Origin of the sequence: Pseudonocardia sp. Ae505_Ps2 (assembly GCF_001932425.1) — a bacterium.
In the GTDB taxonomy this organism is placed as follows: Bacteria; Actinomycetota; Actinomycetes; order Mycobacteriales; family Pseudonocardiaceae; genus Pseudonocardia.
In genome coordinates this window covers 560,501-576,364 of the sequence record NZ_MCIP01000001.1, presented here as the reverse complement: position 1 = coordinate 576,364, position 15,864 = coordinate 560,501, and the positions used below count along the sequence as shown (strand labels likewise).

The window sequence follows — 15,864 nt, the reverse complement described above, 5'->3', positions numbered from 1 at the left end:
GGCGGCCGGGTCTCCCGGGCGGGCGTCACCGACCCCGGTAGGTCGCCCGTCCGGGACCGTCGGCGAGGAACGAGGCCACCGCACCGCGCAGGTCCTCGCTCGCGAACAGCGGCCCGGAGACCTGGGGCAGTACCGCGTCGGCGGCGCGGACGCCGTCGCGCACCGCGGTCGACACGAGCTGCTTGGTGGCGGCGTGCGCGACCGTCGGGCCCGCGGCGAGACGACGCGCGTACTCCCGGGCGGCCTCGGCGAACCCCTCGTCGGGCAGCACCCGGTTGACCACGCCCCACTGCTCCAGCCGAGCGGCCGGATACCGCTCACCGCCGAACACCAGCTCCTTCGCCCGGGTGGGGCCGGCGCGCTCGGCGAGCCGCTGCGGGCCGCCCATCGAGGGCGTGAGCCCGACGACGATCTCGACCAGCCCGAACGACGCCTGCTCGGCGGCGACGATCAGGTCGCAGGCCAGGGCCAGCTCGAAGGCGGCGGTCAGGGTCAGGCCGTGCGCGGCGAACACCGTCGGTACGGGCAGGTCCTCCAGGGTCTGGGCGAGCCGGATCAGCCGGGCCCACAGCGCGGTGCCCTCCCCGACCGGGTCGGGGCCCTCGGCGATGTCGCGGAACGTCTCCACCTGCACCCCGGCCGACACCACGCGGCCGCGGGCCTCCAGGAGCACGGCGCGGGCGCGGTCGGCGCGGCCGGGCGCGGTCAGCGCGACCAGCTCGGCCACGGCCCGCTCGAACCCGGCGAAGACGGACTCGTCGAAGAGGTTGAGCGGCGGACGGTCGAGGACGACGGCGACGTCGCCGTCGCGCTCGACACGGACGGGGGCGGCGGGTGCGGGAGTGGTCACCGGGCCATCCTGCGTCGCGGCGACGCACGGTGCGGCCCCGGCCCGCCTCCGGCCGCCTCGCGTGGGCCGCGACACGCCCGCGGCTGCGCCGTGCCGCCGGGCGGGTGCGCCCACCGGTGGGTGACGGCCCAGGACGGCACACGACGGCACACGACGGCCCAGGACGGGACGGCACAGGACGGCGCAGGACGGCACGGGACCGGGCGGGCGTCGGCACGACGATTCCGATCCGGCACGATGGACCACGATGCGTGAGGACCGACGAGCGGCGGAGCGGGCGCCCCACCCCGCGGTGGTACGGCACGAGCCGCTGCCCCGACCGGTGATGGGCGCGGACCCCCGACGGACCCCGCGGACGCCTCCCGAGGGCGCCGCCGAGGTGACCCGTCCGCTCGGATCCGGCCGGGTCCCCGACCCGGGGGAGCCGACGACCCCACTGGGACCGGTCGCCGACCCGAGCTCTCCTGCCGGACCGACGGGTGGCCGGCCCCCGGCGCCCCTGAACGGCGCCGCCGTGGGCCCGGGAACGTCGTCGAACGGCACCGCGTCGACCGGGGACGCCCCCGGGGGCGGGGCACCGGTCCCGGGGACATCCGCGGACGGCTCCGCCGCCTCGACGCCGTCCGGCGGGACGGAGCGCACCGGGTCGCTCGTCCGCTCCTCCGGCATGATCGCGATCGCGAGCCTGGTCAGCAGGATCACCGGCTTCGTCCGGAACCTCGCGCTGGTCGCGGTGTTGGGCTTCGCGGTCGTCAACGACTCCTACACGATCTCGAACACGCTGCCGAACATCGTCTACGAGCTGCTGCTCGGCGGGGTCCTGACCAGCGTGATGATCCCGGTGCTGGTCCGCGCCCAGTCCGAGGACGCCGACGGCGGCGAACGGTTCACCCGGCGGCTGCTGACCGTCGTCGGGGCGGCGTTGCTGGTCGCGACCCTGATCGCGATGGCCGCCGCCCCGCTGCTGACCAGGCTCTACCTCGGTTCGGGGGACAACGGGCAGGCCAACCCGGCGCTGGCCACGGCGTTCGCCTGGTTGCTGTTGCCGCAGATCTTCTTCTACGGCATCGGTGCGCTGCTCGGCGCGGTCCTCAACTCGAAGCAGGTGTTCGGGCCGTTCGCCTGGGCGCCGGTGCTCAACAACGTCGTCATGCTGGGCGTGCTCGTGGTCTACGTCCTCGTGCCGGGGGAGATCTCGGTCGACCCGGTCCGGATGGGCGACCCGAAGCTGCTGGTGCTGGGCATCGGGACGACGCTCGGCATCGTCGTGCAGGCGCTGGTCCTGATCCCCTTCATGCGCAGCATCGGGTTCCGCTACCGCCCGGTGTGGGGCTGGGACCCGCGGTTGTCGCTGGCCGGCGGGATGGCCCTGTGGATCGTCGCCTACGTGCTGGTCGGGCAGGCCGGCTACATCGTGACCACCCGGGTCGCCGCCTCGGCGTCCGAGGGGTCGGTCGCGACCTACATGAACGCGTGGCTGCTGCTCCAGGTCCCCTACGGCGTGCTCGGCGTGTCGCTGCTGACCGCGCTCATGCCGCGGATGAGCCGGGCCGCGGCGAAGGGCGACGTCGACCAGGTCGTCACCGATCGCTCGCTCGGCGCCCGCCTGTCCACCGTCGGGCTCGTGCCGATCGCGGCCGTCATGACGGCGTTCGGCCCGGCCCTGGGCACCGCGCTGTTCTCCGTCGGCGCGGGCAGCGGGGCCGGGGCGGAACGCCTCGGCCAGGCCGTCGCATGGTCGGCGTTCGGGCTCCTGCCCTACGCGGTCACCATGCTGCAGATGCGCGTGTTCTACGCGATGACCGACTCCCGCACCCCGACCCTGATCCAGGTCGGCATGGTCGGGGTCAAGATCCCGCTGCTGCTGGCGTGCCCGCTGCTGCTCCCGCCGGAGCAGGTCGTGCTCGGCCTCGCCGCGGCGAACGGGCTCTCGTTCGTCGGCGGTGCCGCGCTCGGGCAGTGGCTGCTGCGTCGTCGCCTCGGCCGGGCCCGCTCCGGTGAGGTGCTGGCCTGCCTGGCGAGGGTGGCCCTCGCCTCGGCCGCCGCGGCCGTCGTCGCCTGGGGGATCACGCGGCTCGTGGACCCGGCGCTCGCGGACTGGCCGGACGTCGCCCGGGCCTGGACGCTGCTGGTCGGGGGCACGCTGATCGCCCTGCCCCTGGCCGTGGTCGCGATGCAGGTGCTGAGGGTCCGGGAACTCGACGCCGTCTTCCGGCGCTTCGCCCGCCGCTGACCCGGGGCGGCACCCGTTCCCCGGCGCGCCCTCGTCCCCGGCGCGCGTGTCCCGGGCATGTCCCCGGCGCGTCCTCTCCAGTACGTCCCCCGCCGCGTCCCTCCGGTGCGCCTACGGCCGTGGCGCGGGGCCGGGTGCCGGGCGGGGCCGAGATCCAGGCCGGGGGACAGAGAAGAGCCCGGCGGGGATGCCGGGGCCGGACGCGGCGACGCCGCGCCCCGGAGCGGGACGCGGCGTCGCCGTGGTCGTCGTGCGCGCGGACGGCGCGCGGGCTCAGTCGTCCGGGTCGTCGCCGACCAGGTCGGCGGCGGAGGCACCGTTCTGGCTCTTCACCGCGACCTTCGCTCGCCCACGGCGCTGGGCCGGGCGGGGCGGGGGCGGCGGGGCCTGCTGGGCGTACTGCCCACCCCGGCCCATGATCAGCTCCGCGAAGGTCGCCATGGCCTCGTCGAGCTGGCTGGCGTTGCGGCGCTCGGACTCGGCGTTGGCCTTGGTGACCAGGTCGGTGACCGCGCCGGTGTCCGGCCGGTCGCGCAGCACCGTGTCGATGCCGGCCAGCCGGTCGTCGACGCCGGCGGAGAGCGTGGAGACGTCGCCCGTCAGCTTCTCCAGGCGGGTGTCGACCTCCCCGGTCAGCTTGTCGAGGCGGGTGTCGACGTCGCCGGTGAGCTTGTCGAGCTTCCCGTCGACGCTCTCGCCGAGCGCGTCGAACCGGCCGTCCACGGCCTCCGACAGCGACGTCAGCCGCTCGGTGACCGAGCCGTCGAGCTCGCCCAGGCGGTCCTTGAGGGACCCGCCGAGCTTGCCGACCCGCTCCTTGACCGACCCGTCCAGGTCGGTCAGCTTGCCGTCCAGCCCGGACTCGACCGAGTCGAGCCGCGTGCCGACCTCCTCCAGACGGGCGGAGAGGGCCTCCAGCCGCTCGGTGAGGGCGTCGAACGCGGGGGTCGGGTCGACGGCCGGGCGCTGGGCCAGGTCCTCCAGGCGGCGGTGCAGGCCCACCGAGGTGTCGCCCAGCAGGTTGCGCAGGCCCTCGCCGGTCTCCTCGAAGGAGTGCACGGCCGCGTCGAGCTGCTCGCGCACCTGACGCTCGACGCCGTCGATGCGCTCCTTGATCGGGGAGGCGACGGCGTTGGGCATCGCGTCGAGCCGCATCTCGTGCCGGTCGAGCCGGTTGTCGAGGTCGTCGAGGCGCTTGTGCAGGCCGCCCAGGCGGTCGTCCAGGCCGTCCATCCGGCCCGAGACGCCCTCGAGGCGCCCACCCATGCCGTCCAGCCGCCCGTCGAGCTGGGCGATCGGCTTGGCCAGCTTGTCCGGCAGGGACTCGATGGCCCGGGTGATCGCGCCGAGCACGATCTCGGTGTTGTCGAGCTTGGAGACCGTCTCGTCGAGGCGCTCGGCCAGGACGTTCAGCTCGGTCCGGTCGGGGAGCTCGGTGAGTTTCTTGCGCACGGTGCCGATGGCGTCCAGGGCCGCCAGCCGGGCGTGGATCTCGTCGAGGGAGTCGAAGATCTGCTGCTGTTCGCTGTCACGGATCTCGGCCGCCCGCATGAGCATGCCGCGCATCCGGTCGAACGAGAGGTTCGAAGTGTCGCTCATGGCACCTGCTGCGCTTCCTCTGAGCCAAGTGGGGAGTGCCCAGAGGGTAGCGACCGCCGGACGAGGGTCGACGGACGGTGTTGTGTTGAGCCGTCCGGGGCATGTCTCCGCGCCCGGATCGAGTGCCGATCATGGCAGGTCCGGGCGCCGGTCGTCGCGCGCCACGCCGCTCGGTACGGTGCGCGAGTGGCAGATCCCACCGGTCCCGCCCCGGTCACCCCCGACACCGTCCGCCGCGCTCCCAAGGTGCTCCTGCACGACCATCTCGACGGCGGCCTGCGCGTCGGGACCGTCATCGACCTGGCCCGCGAGTACGGCTACGACAAGCTCCCCACCACCGACCCCGGCGAGCTCGCGGCCTGGTTCCTCGGCGCCGCCCACTCCGGCTCGCTGGTCCGCTACCTCGAGACCTTCGGGCACACCGTCGCGGTGCTCCAGACCCGCGAGGCACTGACCCGGGTGGCGGCCGAGGCCGCCGAGGACCTGGCCGCCGACGGCGTCGTCTACGCCGAGGTCCGCTTCGCCCCCGAGCTGCACGTCGAGGGCGGCCTGGACCTCGACACCGTCATCGCCGCCGTCCTCGACGGGTTCCGGATCGGCACCGCCCGCGCCGCGGCGGCCGGCAACACCATCCGGATCGGCACCCTGCTCACCGCGATGCGGCACGCCGCGCGGTCGCGGGAGATCGCGGAGCTGGCGGTTCGGCACCGCGACGCCGGCGTCGTCGGCTTCGACATCGCCGGCGCCGAGAAGGGCTTCCCACCCACCCGCCATCTCGACGCCTTCGAGTACGTCCGCCAGCAGAACGCGCACGTGACCATCCACGCCGGTGAGGCGTTCGGGCTGCCGTCGATCTGGGAGGCGATCCAGTGGTGCGGCGCCGACCGCCTCGGCCACGGCGTGCGGATCGTCGACGACATCGAGGTCCGCGAGGGCGAGCCGCCGCGCCTGGGCCGGCTGGCCGCCTGGGTCCGCGACAGCCGGATCCCGCTGGAGATGTGCCCGACGTCGAACGTCCACACCGGGGCCGCGACGTCGCTGGCCGAGCACCCGATCGGGCTGCTCACCGCGCTGCGGTTCCGGGTCACGGTCAACACCGACAACCGGCTGATGTCGGGCTGCACGATGACCAGCGAGATGTACGACCTGGCCGAGACCTTCGGCTACGGCTGGGACACCCTGCGCTGGTTCACCGTCAACGCGATGAAGTCGGCGTTCATCGGCTTCGACGAGCGGCTGGCGCTGATCGAGGACGTCATCAAGCCCGGGTACGACGCCCTGTCCCGTTAGTGCTCCCGCAGCCGGGCCTCGAGCCCGGCGACGAGCTCGCCCCAGGCCTGCGCCTCCTGGGTGAACGGCGGGCTGGGTGCCATCCGGGTCGGGTCCGGCCGCACGACGAACGACACGAGCCAGCCGAGGCTGCTGGACTCGGCGAGGGCCTCGGCGGGCTCGGGGTCCCCGGCCCACTCGCCGACGTCGGTCAGCAGCTCCGTGGCCAGGTCGAGCTGGACCGGGTCGAGGTCGAGCACGCCGTCGGCGAGGTCCTGGCCGATCCCGGTCAGCACGTAGGTGTTCATGTCCTCGACGCCGCCGTCGAGCTCGCCGACGGCGGCCGCGTCGAGCACCTCGGCGAAGGTGACGGCCGCGGTCAGGTCGGTCCCGGTGACGGCGGGGTGCTCCCGGTCGGCCAGCGCCCGGAACAGCGCGCGCTCGGAGTCGAACACGTCGATCCGGCCGTCGGAGCCGAGGAAGACCGGCTTGTCGTCGAGGTAGCAGCGCAGGCTGACCACGGAGCGGTCGCCGATCTCGATGCGGATCGGGTCGATGCCGACCTCGGCCCAGAAGCCGGTCGGCTCGTCCTCGGCGGCGTCGGCGTCGTCGGTGCCCGCGGCGAGCGCGGCGGCCTCGAGGGCCTCGTCGTCGTCGAGGGGCTGCTCGGCGAGGCGGTCGCGGAGCTCCTGCTCCTCGGCCCGCGCCTTGTCCAGCGCGCCGGCGTCGATCTCCGGAGTGGCGACGAGGTCGTCGACGGCGTCCACGATCCCGTCCCAGTGCGTCGCGATCGCCTCGGACAGCGCGGTCCAGCGCCGGGCCCCGTCACGCCCGGCGAAGGCCTGCTCGCCCTCGCGCAGCAGCGCGAACGTGGGCTCGCCGTCGAGCGCGGCGATCACGTCGGTGAGGTCGCAGACGTCGGCCAGCGACCGGACGATCGAGACGGTCTCGTGCAGCTCCTGCACGGTCGCCGCGTCGGGGTCGGCGGCGGCCAGCTCCGGCAGACCCACCAGGTCGTACCGGTGCACGGCGTCGGGGGTCAGCTCGGCGACCGCGAGACCGGGGACCGCGGACCACGCGGGGTGGTCGACCAGGTCGTGCTCGGGCGCGGTCCGGACGAACGCGGCGAGACCGGCCACCTCGTCGAAGACGAACACGTGCTCGTCGTCGCCGAGGAAGGCTTCCCACTCCTCGCCGTCCTCGCGCCAGGGGGGAGCCCACAGGGTGACCACGTCGCCCCGGGTGAGAGCGAGCCGGATCGGGACGATGTCGCTTGCCACGGGGCGAGCCTATCGTCGCGTCCTTCCGCCGGCCGGTCCCACCACCTCGGGTGTCGCCGGCCCGGCGGATCACGGTCCTGCGGGGTCAGGCCTGGGAGTGCAGTCGGACCACTCCGATGGACACGTCCTCGAGTCCACCCCGGTCGAAGTCGCGGCGCAGCTGATCGGCCTTGATGGTCGCCGTCATCCCGTCGAACGGGCCGTGTGCGTCCACCTCCCCGGTCTGCGGGTCCACCGCCAGAACGACGTATCCGTCGCACTGCGTGAGCTTCTCGGCAGCAGCGATCAACGTCTGCTCCTCGGAAGTCGTGTTCTCCGGCATCGGATCACCTCCTTGTTGTCTAGTACAGCGTCGGCGGTGCCCTCGATGTGACACCGTTTCGGCCATACCACCCGTTCGGGTCAGGTGAATCGCGAGATCGGCGACCCCGTGTGCTGATCGTGGCACTCCTCGCGGTCGGTCACGCGATCCGGGGAACGAGACGTGCTCGGCCGGACACCGTTGGTGATCACGGGTCGGTGCGGAGATCGGCTGTCACGCAAGGTCTGCGAGGGTGTCCCCGGCCTCACCCGGCAGGACGAGAGGGTGCATCCGGCCGGTTCTGGCGTCACTCGTCGGTGAGCGGCTGCTTCTCACGCTTCGTGAACCGTGACACGAACCAGTGTCAACGTTCGTGGATGACGTCCCGGTGTCCTTCCGGTCACGGGACGGCATCGTCGCAGGATGCGCGGCGCGTCCCGGCGGGCGGGGTCCGCCCGCAGCGGGTGACGGCACCGGATCGGTGGGCCGGGCGCCTCCGCACGGGGGATCTCCCGGGGGCCGGACCGCCGTAGGCTGTGCGCCCGTGGACACGATCGTCGTCGACCACCCGCTCGTGCGGGCCCGGCTCAGCACCATGCGGGACGCCCGCACCGACAACGCCACCTTCCGGGCGGCGTTGCGCGAGCTCACCCTGATGCTGGTCTACGAGGCCACCCGCGCGGCGCCGCTCACCGAGGACCGGATCCACACCCCGGTCTCGCGGACGGTCGGCCACCGGCTCGCCGTCCCGCCGGTGCTGGTCCCGGTGCTGCGGGCCGGGCTGGGGATGGCCGAGGCCGCGCTGAACCTGATCCCGGACTCGCAGATGGGCTTCGTCGGCATGGCCCGCGACGAGACGACCCACCAGCCGGTGCCCTACATGGAGTCGCTCCCCGACAGCCTCGTCGGCCGGCCGGTGTTCGTGCTCGACCCGATGCTGGCCACCGGCGGTTCGATGGTGCACACCGTGGAGCTCCTAACCCGCCGCGGCGCCGACGACGTGACGATCCTCTGCGCGCTGTCCGCGCCGGAGGGGGTGGAGCGGCTGCGCGCGTCCGGGCTGCCGGTCCGGATGGTGACCGCCAGCATCGACGAACGGCTCAACGACTCCGCGTTCATCGTCCCCGGCCTCGGCGACGCCGGGGACCGCCAGTTCGGCGCGGTCTGAGCCGGCCGTGAGGCCCTCCCGGCGCGTCCTCACCGGGGTCGTGGCGGCGGTGGTGGCGGTCGCGCTGTCCGCGCTGCCCGCGGCGGACCGGCCGGAGGACGTCGAGGTGCCCGCCGCCGTCGACGATCCCGGGGTGGTGCGGGTGATGCCGCTGGGCGCGTCGTCGACGGTCGGGGTGGGGAGTCCGGCGACGGCCGGCTACCGCCTCCCGCTGTGGCAGCGCCTCGCTGCCGACGGCGTCCGCGTCGACTACGTCGGCTCCCGCAGCTCCGGCCCGGACGCGCTGCCCGACACCGACCACGAGGGCCGCTCCGGCTGGACGGCGGCCCGGATGGTGCCGATGACGGGTGGCTGGGTGCTGGCCGCGCAGCCGGACGTCGTGCTGCTGCACGCCGGCACCAACGACCTGCTGCAGGGGGCCGGCGCACGGGCGACGGCGGCGAGCCTGGACCGGTTGCTGGACCGCGTGTTCGCGGCCGCACCGCACACCCACGTGATCATGGCCGGGGTGTGGGCACCGCTGCCGAAGCAGCGGGCCGAGCGGGCGCGGCTGGCCGAGTACCTGCCCCGCGTCGCCGCGGCGCACCGGGCGGCGGGCCACTCGGTGGAGTTCGTGGACACCGCCGCCCTGTTCCCCGCCGGGCGGACCGCGGACGGCCTGCACGCCGGACCGGACGCCTACCGCACGATCGCGTCGATGTGGGCCGACCGGATCGAGGCGCACCTCGGGGTCCGGCCCGCCACCGGGCGCCGGTGACCGGGGTCAGTCCTCCGGCATGACGGTCGCGGCCACGACGGCGCCCAGCTCGCGGCACGCGGCCCGGGCGGCGGCGTCCGGGGGGCCGGCGACCTCGACCGGCACGGCCGCCGCGGTCCAGCCCATCGCCTCGGCGATCGTCGTCACCGAGCGGGTCGCACCCGAGGTGTCCGAGCCGCCGTGCACCCACAGCCCGTAGGGCAGGCCGCGGGTGTCGTCGGCGCAGACGTAGAAGACCTGGTCGAGGAAGTGCTTGAGCGCGCCGGACATGTAGCCGATGTTCGCCGGCGTCCCGAGGACGACGGCGTCGGCGGCGAGCAGGTCGCTCGCCGTCGCGGCCAGGGCGGCGCGTGCGACGACCTCGACCCCGGTGATGTCCGGGTCGGCCGCTCCCGCGCGGACCTCGGCGAGCAGCTCCGCGGTCGCGGGGGACGGGGTGTGGTGGACCAGGAGCAGGCGGGCGCTCATTCGGCGAGCATCCCGTCGACCTCGGCGCGCACCGCGGCCAGGCGCTCCGCGGCGACGGCCCGCGACGCCGGCACCGCGGCCACGTCGCCGGTGGGGTCCAGGGCGACCTCCAGGTAGGCCTTGAGCTTCGGCTCGGTCCCCGACGGGCGGATCACCACCCGGGTCCCGGGGCGGCGCAGCCGCAGCACGTCGGGGGCCGGGCGGTCGGCCTCCCAACCGGCCGGGGGCGCGGCGCGCAGCCGGGCGACGGCGGCGTCGCGCTCGGCGGGGGCCATCCGGATCGAGACGCCCCGGGTGGCGTGCACGCCGAACTCCGCGGCCAGCTCGTCGAGCCGCCGTGGCACCGACGACCCGGCCGCGGCGAGCCCGCGCACCAGGTCCGCGGCGACGACGGCGGCGGAGATGCCGTCCTTGTCCCGGACGCCGTCGGGGTCGACGCAGAGCCCGATCGCCTCCTCGTAGCCGAAGACCAGCCCGGCACCGGCCCGCACGATCCACTTGAAGCCGGTGAGGGTCTCGGCGAACCGGGCCCCGCGGGCCCGGGCGATGCGGGCGAGCATCGACGACGACACCACGGTCGTCGCGACCAGCGGGTCCGGCGTGGTCCCGGTCCGCAGCAGGTGGTCGCCGAGCAGCACGCCGGTCTCGTCGCCGGACAGCATCCGCCAGCCGTCACCGAAGGCGACGCCGAGCGCGCACCGGTCCGCGTCCGGGTCCAGCGCGACGGCGAGGTCCGCGCCGCTCTCGGCGGCCAGCGCGAGCAGCGCGTCGGTGGCGCCGGGCTCCTCCGGGTTCGGGAAGGCGACCGTCGGGAAGTCGGGGTCGGGCACGGCCTGGCTCGCGACGACGGCGACGTCGTGCACCCCGGCCCTGGCGAGCGCGGCGACCGCGGTCGCGCCGCCGACCCCGTGCATCGGGGTGAGCGCGATCCGCGGCGCGGGCGACCCGGTGTTCGCCGGCAGCGTCGCGATCCGGTCGAGGTAGGCGCCGGTGACCTCCGCCGGGTCCGGCAGCGGACCGAGCGGGACCGACACCGCGGGCGGTGCGGCGGTGATCGCCTCCTCGATGGCGGCGTCGTCGGGGCCCACGAGCTGCGCGCCGTCGGCGAGGTAGACCTTGTAGCCGTTGTCCGCGGGCGGGTTGTGCGAGGCGGTCACGGCGATCCCGGCGACCGCGCCGAGGTGCCGCACCGCGAACGCCACCAGCGGGGTGGGGACGGGGCCGTCCAGCAGGGTCACGGTGAACCCGGCGCCGGTCAGCACGCGGGCGGTGGCCTCGGCGAACGCGGCGGACCCGTGCCGGGCGTCCCGGCCGACGACGACCCGGCCGGTGCCCGCGGTCCGGGCCAGGTGGGCGGCGAGCCCTGCGGTCGCCCGGGTCACGACGGCGACGTTCATCCCCGACGGCCCGGCCCGCACCGGCCCGCGCAGCCCGGCGGTGCCGAAGCGCAGCGGCCCGGACAGCCGGTCGGCCAGGTCGTCGACCGCCTCCCTGGCGCCGTCGCCCCCGGCCATCGCGGTGGCCAGGACGCGCTGCAGCTCCGTGCGGGTGGCCGGGTCGGGGTCGTCGGCGATCCAGCGCAGCGCCGCGTCGCGCAGCGGTCCCGGGAGCACCATCAGACGCGGCCGACGAGGTCGCGCAGCAGCGAGCCCATCCGGGTCGCAGCGGCGGCGCCGGCGTCGAGGACCTCCTGGTGGTTCAGCGGCTGCCCGGACAGGCCCGCGGCCAGGTTGGTGACCAGCGAGATCCCGGCGACCTCCAGGCCGGCGGCGCGGGCGGCGATCGTCTCGGCGACGGTGGACATGCCGACCAGGTCCGCGCCCAGCGTGCGCAGCATCCGGATCTCGGCCGGGGTCTCGAAGTGCGGGCCGGGCAGCCCGGCGTAGACGCCCTCGACCAGCGACGGGTCCAGCTCGCGGGCGGCGGCGCGCAGCCGGGGGGAGTAGGCGTCGGTGAGGTCGACGAAGTGCGCGCCCTGCAGCGGCGAGCGGGCGAGGAGGTTGAGGTGGTCGGCGATCAGCACCGGCTGCCCGACCGACAGGCCCTCGGTGATGCCGCCCGCCGCGTTGGTCAGCACGACCGTGCGGACACCGGCCGCCGCGGCGGTGCGGACGCCGTGCGCGACCGGGTCCATCCCGTGGCCCTCGTAGAGGTGGGTGCGCCCGAGCAGGACCAGCACCCGGGTGTCACCGATGCGCAGCGAGCGGGCGGTGCCGCCGTGGCCGACCGCGGACGGCGCGACGAAGCCGGGCAGCTCGGCCATCGGGACCTCGGCGTCGGGGGTGCCGAGCACGTCGGCGGCCGGGCGCCAGCCGGAGCCCAGGACCACCGCCACGTCGTGGGTGTCGGTGCCGGTGCGGCGGGCGAGCTCGGCGGCGGCGTCGTGGGCGCGAGCGGTGGGGTCGGCGGTGTCGGCCATGGGCGCCAGCCTAGGGGGCGCCGGCGCCGTGGCCGGCTCAGCCCGGGGTGGCGCGGAAGCCCGAGGCGACGGCGTCGAACAGGCCCGCGACGGCGTCCTCGGCGCGCCCGGCGGGGGAGGTCAGCTGCAGGACCCAGACCCCGCCCTGCCGGTCGCGGCCGGGGACGATGCGCATGAGCGTGCTGCGCTGCGCGCTGCCGCTGCCGGTGGTGAGGGCGACCTGGCTGGAGCCGTCGGGCAGCTGCTCGACCGGCCCGGCCTCGACCGGGTCGACGCCCAGCGCCTCGGGGGTGAGCGCGTCGGTGACGGCCTGCACCGAGGTGGCCGCGCGGACCGACAGCTCCTGACGGCCGTCCGGGCTGACGAAGCGGACGACGACCGACCCGTCCGGGGTGGGTGAGCGGAACTGCGTCCAGCCGTCGGGGACCGGCACGGTGAAGCCGAGTGGGTCCGGGTAGGTGGTGCGCAGCGACCGGTCGGTGGCGACGGTGACCGTCGACAGCGGTTCCTGGCCGGCCAGCGCGCGGACCCCGGTGAACCCGGCGAGTGCGCCGAGCAGCACGAGCAGCGCGCCGCCGAGCACCAGCGGGACGGCACCGAGCACGGTGGTCGGGCCGGTCGCCGCGACCCGGGCGGGCGCGGCCCCCCGCGACGACGGCCGGGCCGGACGCGGGCGCTCCGCGGGCGGCGGTGCCGGTGCGGGCACGGGGTCGGCGACCGGGGAGCGGCCGTAGGTGCCGGTCCCGGTGGGCCCGAGCGGGCCGGGCGGTGCCGGTGCGGGCACCCGCGGCGGGGCCGCGGTCCCACCGGGCGGTGCCGGCACCCGCGCCATGACGGTCGGCACGTCCGGGGAGCCGGGGAAGATCGGGTCGTCGGGGTCGGCGAGCAGCGGGCGCAGCCGGGCCCGTACCTCGTCGAGCGGCATGCGGGCGGCGGGCTCCTTGACCATCAGCCCGGCGATGACCTCGGCGACCGGGCCGGTGACCGTCGGCACGGGGACGGGGCCGTCGACGACTTCGGTGATGGTGCGGACCGGGTCGCCGTCGACGTCGTAGGGCGGGCGGCCCTCGACGGCGGCCCAGAGCGTCGCGCCGAGGCCCCACAGGTCTGCGGCCGGGGTGACCGGCTGGCCCGCGGCGACCTCGGGGGCGATGTAGGCGGGCGAGCCGAGCACGAGGCCCGCGGAGGTCATCGGCGCGTCGGACTCGTTGCGGGCGATGCCGAAGTCGGTGAGCTTGATCCGGCCGTCGTCGGAGATCAGGACGTTGCCCGGCTTGACGTCGCGGTGGGTGATCCCGGCCCGGTGCGCGGCCCGCAGCGCCGCCGCGGTGCCGTGCCCGACGACGCCGGCCTGCGCGGCGTCGAGCCTGCCCAGCTCGGTGATCGCCGCGGCCAGGTTCTTCGACGGCACCAGCTCCATGACCACCAGCGGCTCGTCGCCGCCGGAGTCGAGCACGTCGAAGACGGTCACGACGTTGGGGTGCGACAGCCCGGCCAGCGCCCGGGCCTCCCGCATGATGCGTTCCCGCAGCTCCAGCTTCTCCCCGGCCGGGATGCCGTCGGGGATCTTCAGCTCCTTGAGCGCGACGCGGCGGTGCAGGACCTCGTCGAAACCCGACCAGACGGTGCCCATCGCGCCGCTCCCGAGCGGACCGTCGACGCGGTACCGCCCGGCGAACTGTCGGCGCTGGACCTCGCCCTCGGGAACGGACACGGCGCCGATTGTTCCATCGTGCCCGCGCGGCCCGTCCCCGCACACCGCCTCCGGCCGTGATCGTCACCGCCGGTGCGCAGGAGTGACGGTAGGTGACGGCGCCGGCCGGTCCGGACGGCGGACGGCGGCCACGGCGGGCCGGGCGTGCCGACGGTCACGGTCCGGTGGCGTTCCGGCCGCGGTCCGGTGTCGTCGTCGGCCACGCGTCCCGTGACGGGCGCCCGAACCGCCGGTGAACGGCGAGGACGCCCGTTCGCCGACGGGAGGAGCGGTCGCCCGAGCCCGTTCACCTGGGGAGGTGAACCCGCTGGCAGCACCCCGTCGACCCCTTGCCGCGCGGAGGCGTGAACGGACGATTTCGACTGGAACACCGCCGGACGGGTGAGCACCATCATGAGTGGTGGGACACGACCGATCGCCGTCCGCGTCGACCGCGGGCAGGCGGGCCGTTCCGGCCGGAGGCCAGTACGAGGAGGACAAGGTGACTGCGCTGCAGACCCGCACCGAGCTCCCGGAGATCACCGATCTCGCGGTCGACGATCTCGGCGTCGGCACGGGTCCGGCCTGGCTGGAGTCGTGGATGCGGGCGCACAAGGGCGAGATCGTGGGCTGGCGCCGCGCCATCCACGCCCAGCCCGAGCTGGCCCGTCGCGAGCACCTCACGACCGCGCGGGTCGCGGAGACCCTGGTGCGGGCGGGCCTGGAGCCGCGCACCCTCGCCGACGGCACCGGCGTCGTCTGCGAGGTGGGGTACGGCGAGCCGCTGGTCGCCCTGCGCGCGGACATGGACGCGCTGCCGCTGCAGGAGCAGACCGGTCTCCCGTTCGCCTCCGAGGTGCCCGGTGTCATGCACGCCTGCGGGCACGACGCGCACACCGCGATGCTGCTGGGTGCGGCCCTGGCGCTGCAGTCCGCGCCGTCGCTGCCCGGCCGGGTCCGGCTGGTGTTCCAGCCGGCCGAGGAGGTGCAGCCGGGCGGCGCGCTCGACGCCGTCGGCCAGGGCGTGATGGAGGGTGTGCAGCGGATCTTCGCGCTGCACTGCGACCCGCGTCTGGAGGTCGGGCGGCTCGGCACCCGGGTCGGGCCGATCACCTCGGCCTGTGACCTCATCGAGGTCCGGCTGACCTCACCGGGTGGGCACACCTCGCGCCCGCACCTGACCGCCGACCTCGTGCAGGCGCTCGGGCTGCTGGCCACCCAGGTGCCGCTGCTGCTGACCCGCCACGTCGACCCGCGCTCGGGCACTGTCCTGACCTGGGGTGCGGTGCACGCCGGGGACGCGGCGAACGCGATCCCGCAGTCCGGGCTGCTGCGCGGCACCCTGCGCACCGCCGACCACGCGACCTGGACCGAGCTCGAGGAGAAGCTGCGGGCGCTCGTGGCGGCCGTGCTCGCCCCCACCGGTGTCGGCTACGTGCTCGACCACGTCCGCGGTGTCCCGCCGGTCGTCAACGACGAGGTGTCCACCGGGATGCTGCGCGACGCCGCGGTGACCGTCGGCGGCGAGGCCGCCGACGCCTCCACCGAGCAGTCCTCCGGCGGCGAGGACTTCGCCTGGTACCTGGAGCACTCCGCGGGCGCCATGGCGCGGCTCGGGGTGTGGTCGGGCACCGGCAAGCAGCGCGACATCCACCAGCCGACCTTCGACCTCGACGAGCGGGCCCTGCCGTTCGGCTCGCGGGTGCTGGTCCAGGCCGCGCTGTCCGCGCTGGCACAGGCGGCCTCCTGAGCCACTGACGCACCCACCGACCCACCGCCTCCCGCGGTGAACGACGACGGCCCGGCCTCCGCACGTGCGGAGGCCGG

Annotated in this window: 13 protein-coding genes; 5 read left to right on the top strand and 8 right to left on the bottom strand. The window is 75.4% G+C overall.

What is annotated here, in order from left to right; all coding sequences use genetic code 11:
- Positions 1–25: 25 nt before the first annotated feature.
- Positions 26–850: an enoyl-CoA hydratase/isomerase family protein gene (locus Ae505Ps2_RS02525; protein WP_075310264.1), complete on the bottom strand. Its 825-nt coding sequence runs from the start codon at positions 848–850 to the stop codon at positions 26–28.
- A 247-nt stretch (positions 851–1,097) separates the two neighbouring features.
- Here Ae505Ps2_RS02525 and murJ point away from each other — a divergent pair, with 247 nt between their 5' ends.
- Complete coding sequence (murJ, locus tag Ae505Ps2_RS02520; protein ID WP_075553382.1) at positions 1,098–3,083, top strand: murein biosynthesis integral membrane protein MurJ; 1,986 nt, start codon at positions 1,098–1,100, stop codon at positions 3,081–3,083.
- Between the two features lie 273 nt (positions 3,084–3,356).
- On the opposite strand, the gene Ae505Ps2_RS02515 is transcribed toward murJ, so the two are convergent.
- Positions 3,357–4,682: a hypothetical protein gene (locus Ae505Ps2_RS02515; RefSeq protein ID WP_075310268.1), complete on the bottom strand. Its 1,326-nt coding sequence runs from the start codon at positions 4,680–4,682 to the stop codon at positions 3,357–3,359.
- 186 nt (positions 4,683–4,868) lie between these two features.
- On the opposite strand from Ae505Ps2_RS02515, the gene Ae505Ps2_RS02510 reads away from it, so the two are divergent.
- On the top strand, positions 4,869–5,972 hold the full coding sequence (locus Ae505Ps2_RS02510; protein ID WP_020625439.1) for an adenosine deaminase: 1,104 nt from the start codon (positions 4,869–4,871) through the stop codon (positions 5,970–5,972).
- Here Ae505Ps2_RS02510 and Ae505Ps2_RS02505 read toward each other — a convergent pair.
- On the bottom strand, positions 5,969–7,231 hold the full coding sequence (locus Ae505Ps2_RS02505; protein ID WP_075310270.1) for a primosomal protein: 1,263 nt from the start codon (positions 7,229–7,231) through the stop codon (positions 5,969–5,971). The genes Ae505Ps2_RS02510 and Ae505Ps2_RS02505 overlap by 4 nt on opposite strands.
- 85 nt (positions 7,232–7,316) lie before the next feature.
- Entirely contained in the window at positions 7,317–7,553 is a 237-nt protein-coding gene (locus Ae505Ps2_RS02500; RefSeq protein WP_010230125.1) for a hypothetical protein, read from the bottom strand.
- Positions 7,554–8,076: 523 nt separating this feature from the next.
- Here Ae505Ps2_RS02500 and upp point away from each other — a divergent pair.
- Positions 8,077–8,700, top strand: a complete 624-nt coding sequence (upp, locus tag Ae505Ps2_RS02495) for a uracil phosphoribosyltransferase (RefSeq protein WP_020625437.1) — start codon at positions 8,077–8,079, stop codon at positions 8,698–8,700.
- Between the two features lie 7 nt (positions 8,701–8,707).
- Positions 8,708–9,457, top strand: a complete 750-nt coding sequence (locus tag Ae505Ps2_RS02490; protein WP_075310272.1) for a GDSL-type esterase/lipase family protein — start codon at positions 8,708–8,710, stop codon at positions 9,455–9,457.
- Between the two features lie 6 nt (positions 9,458–9,463).
- On the opposite strand, the gene Ae505Ps2_RS02485 is transcribed toward Ae505Ps2_RS02490, so the two are convergent.
- From Ae505Ps2_RS02485 to Ae505Ps2_RS02470, 4 genes are read right to left on the bottom strand one after another with little or no spacing between them, the layout of a single operon-like run.
- Complete coding sequence (locus Ae505Ps2_RS02485) at positions 9,464–9,925, bottom strand: NAD(P)H-dependent oxidoreductase (RefSeq protein WP_075310274.1); 462 nt, start codon at positions 9,923–9,925, stop codon at positions 9,464–9,466.
- Positions 9,922–11,541, bottom strand: coding sequence for a phospho-sugar mutase (locus Ae505Ps2_RS02480; RefSeq protein ID WP_075310276.1), 1,620 nt, complete (start codon positions 11,539–11,541; stop codon positions 9,922–9,924). Before Ae505Ps2_RS02480 ends, Ae505Ps2_RS02485 begins: the two co-directional genes overlap by 4 nt.
- A complete protein-coding gene (locus tag Ae505Ps2_RS02475; RefSeq protein ID WP_075310278.1) occupies positions 11,541–12,344 on the bottom strand; it encodes a purine-nucleoside phosphorylase in 804 nt (267 codons plus the stop codon). The genes Ae505Ps2_RS02480 and Ae505Ps2_RS02475 overlap by 1 nt, the downstream gene beginning before the upstream one ends.
- A gap of 37 nt (positions 12,345–12,381) precedes the next feature.
- Complete coding sequence (locus Ae505Ps2_RS02470) at positions 12,382–14,058, bottom strand: serine/threonine-protein kinase (RefSeq protein WP_249265209.1); 1,677 nt, start codon at positions 14,056–14,058, stop codon at positions 12,382–12,384.
- A 481-nt stretch (positions 14,059–14,539) separates the two neighbouring features.
- On the opposite strand from Ae505Ps2_RS02470, the gene Ae505Ps2_RS02465 reads away from it, so the two are divergent.
- Positions 14,540–15,787, top strand: a complete 1,248-nt coding sequence (locus tag Ae505Ps2_RS02465; protein ID WP_075312800.1) for an amidohydrolase — start codon at positions 14,540–14,542, stop codon at positions 15,785–15,787.
- Positions 15,788–15,864 lie beyond the last annotated feature (77 nt).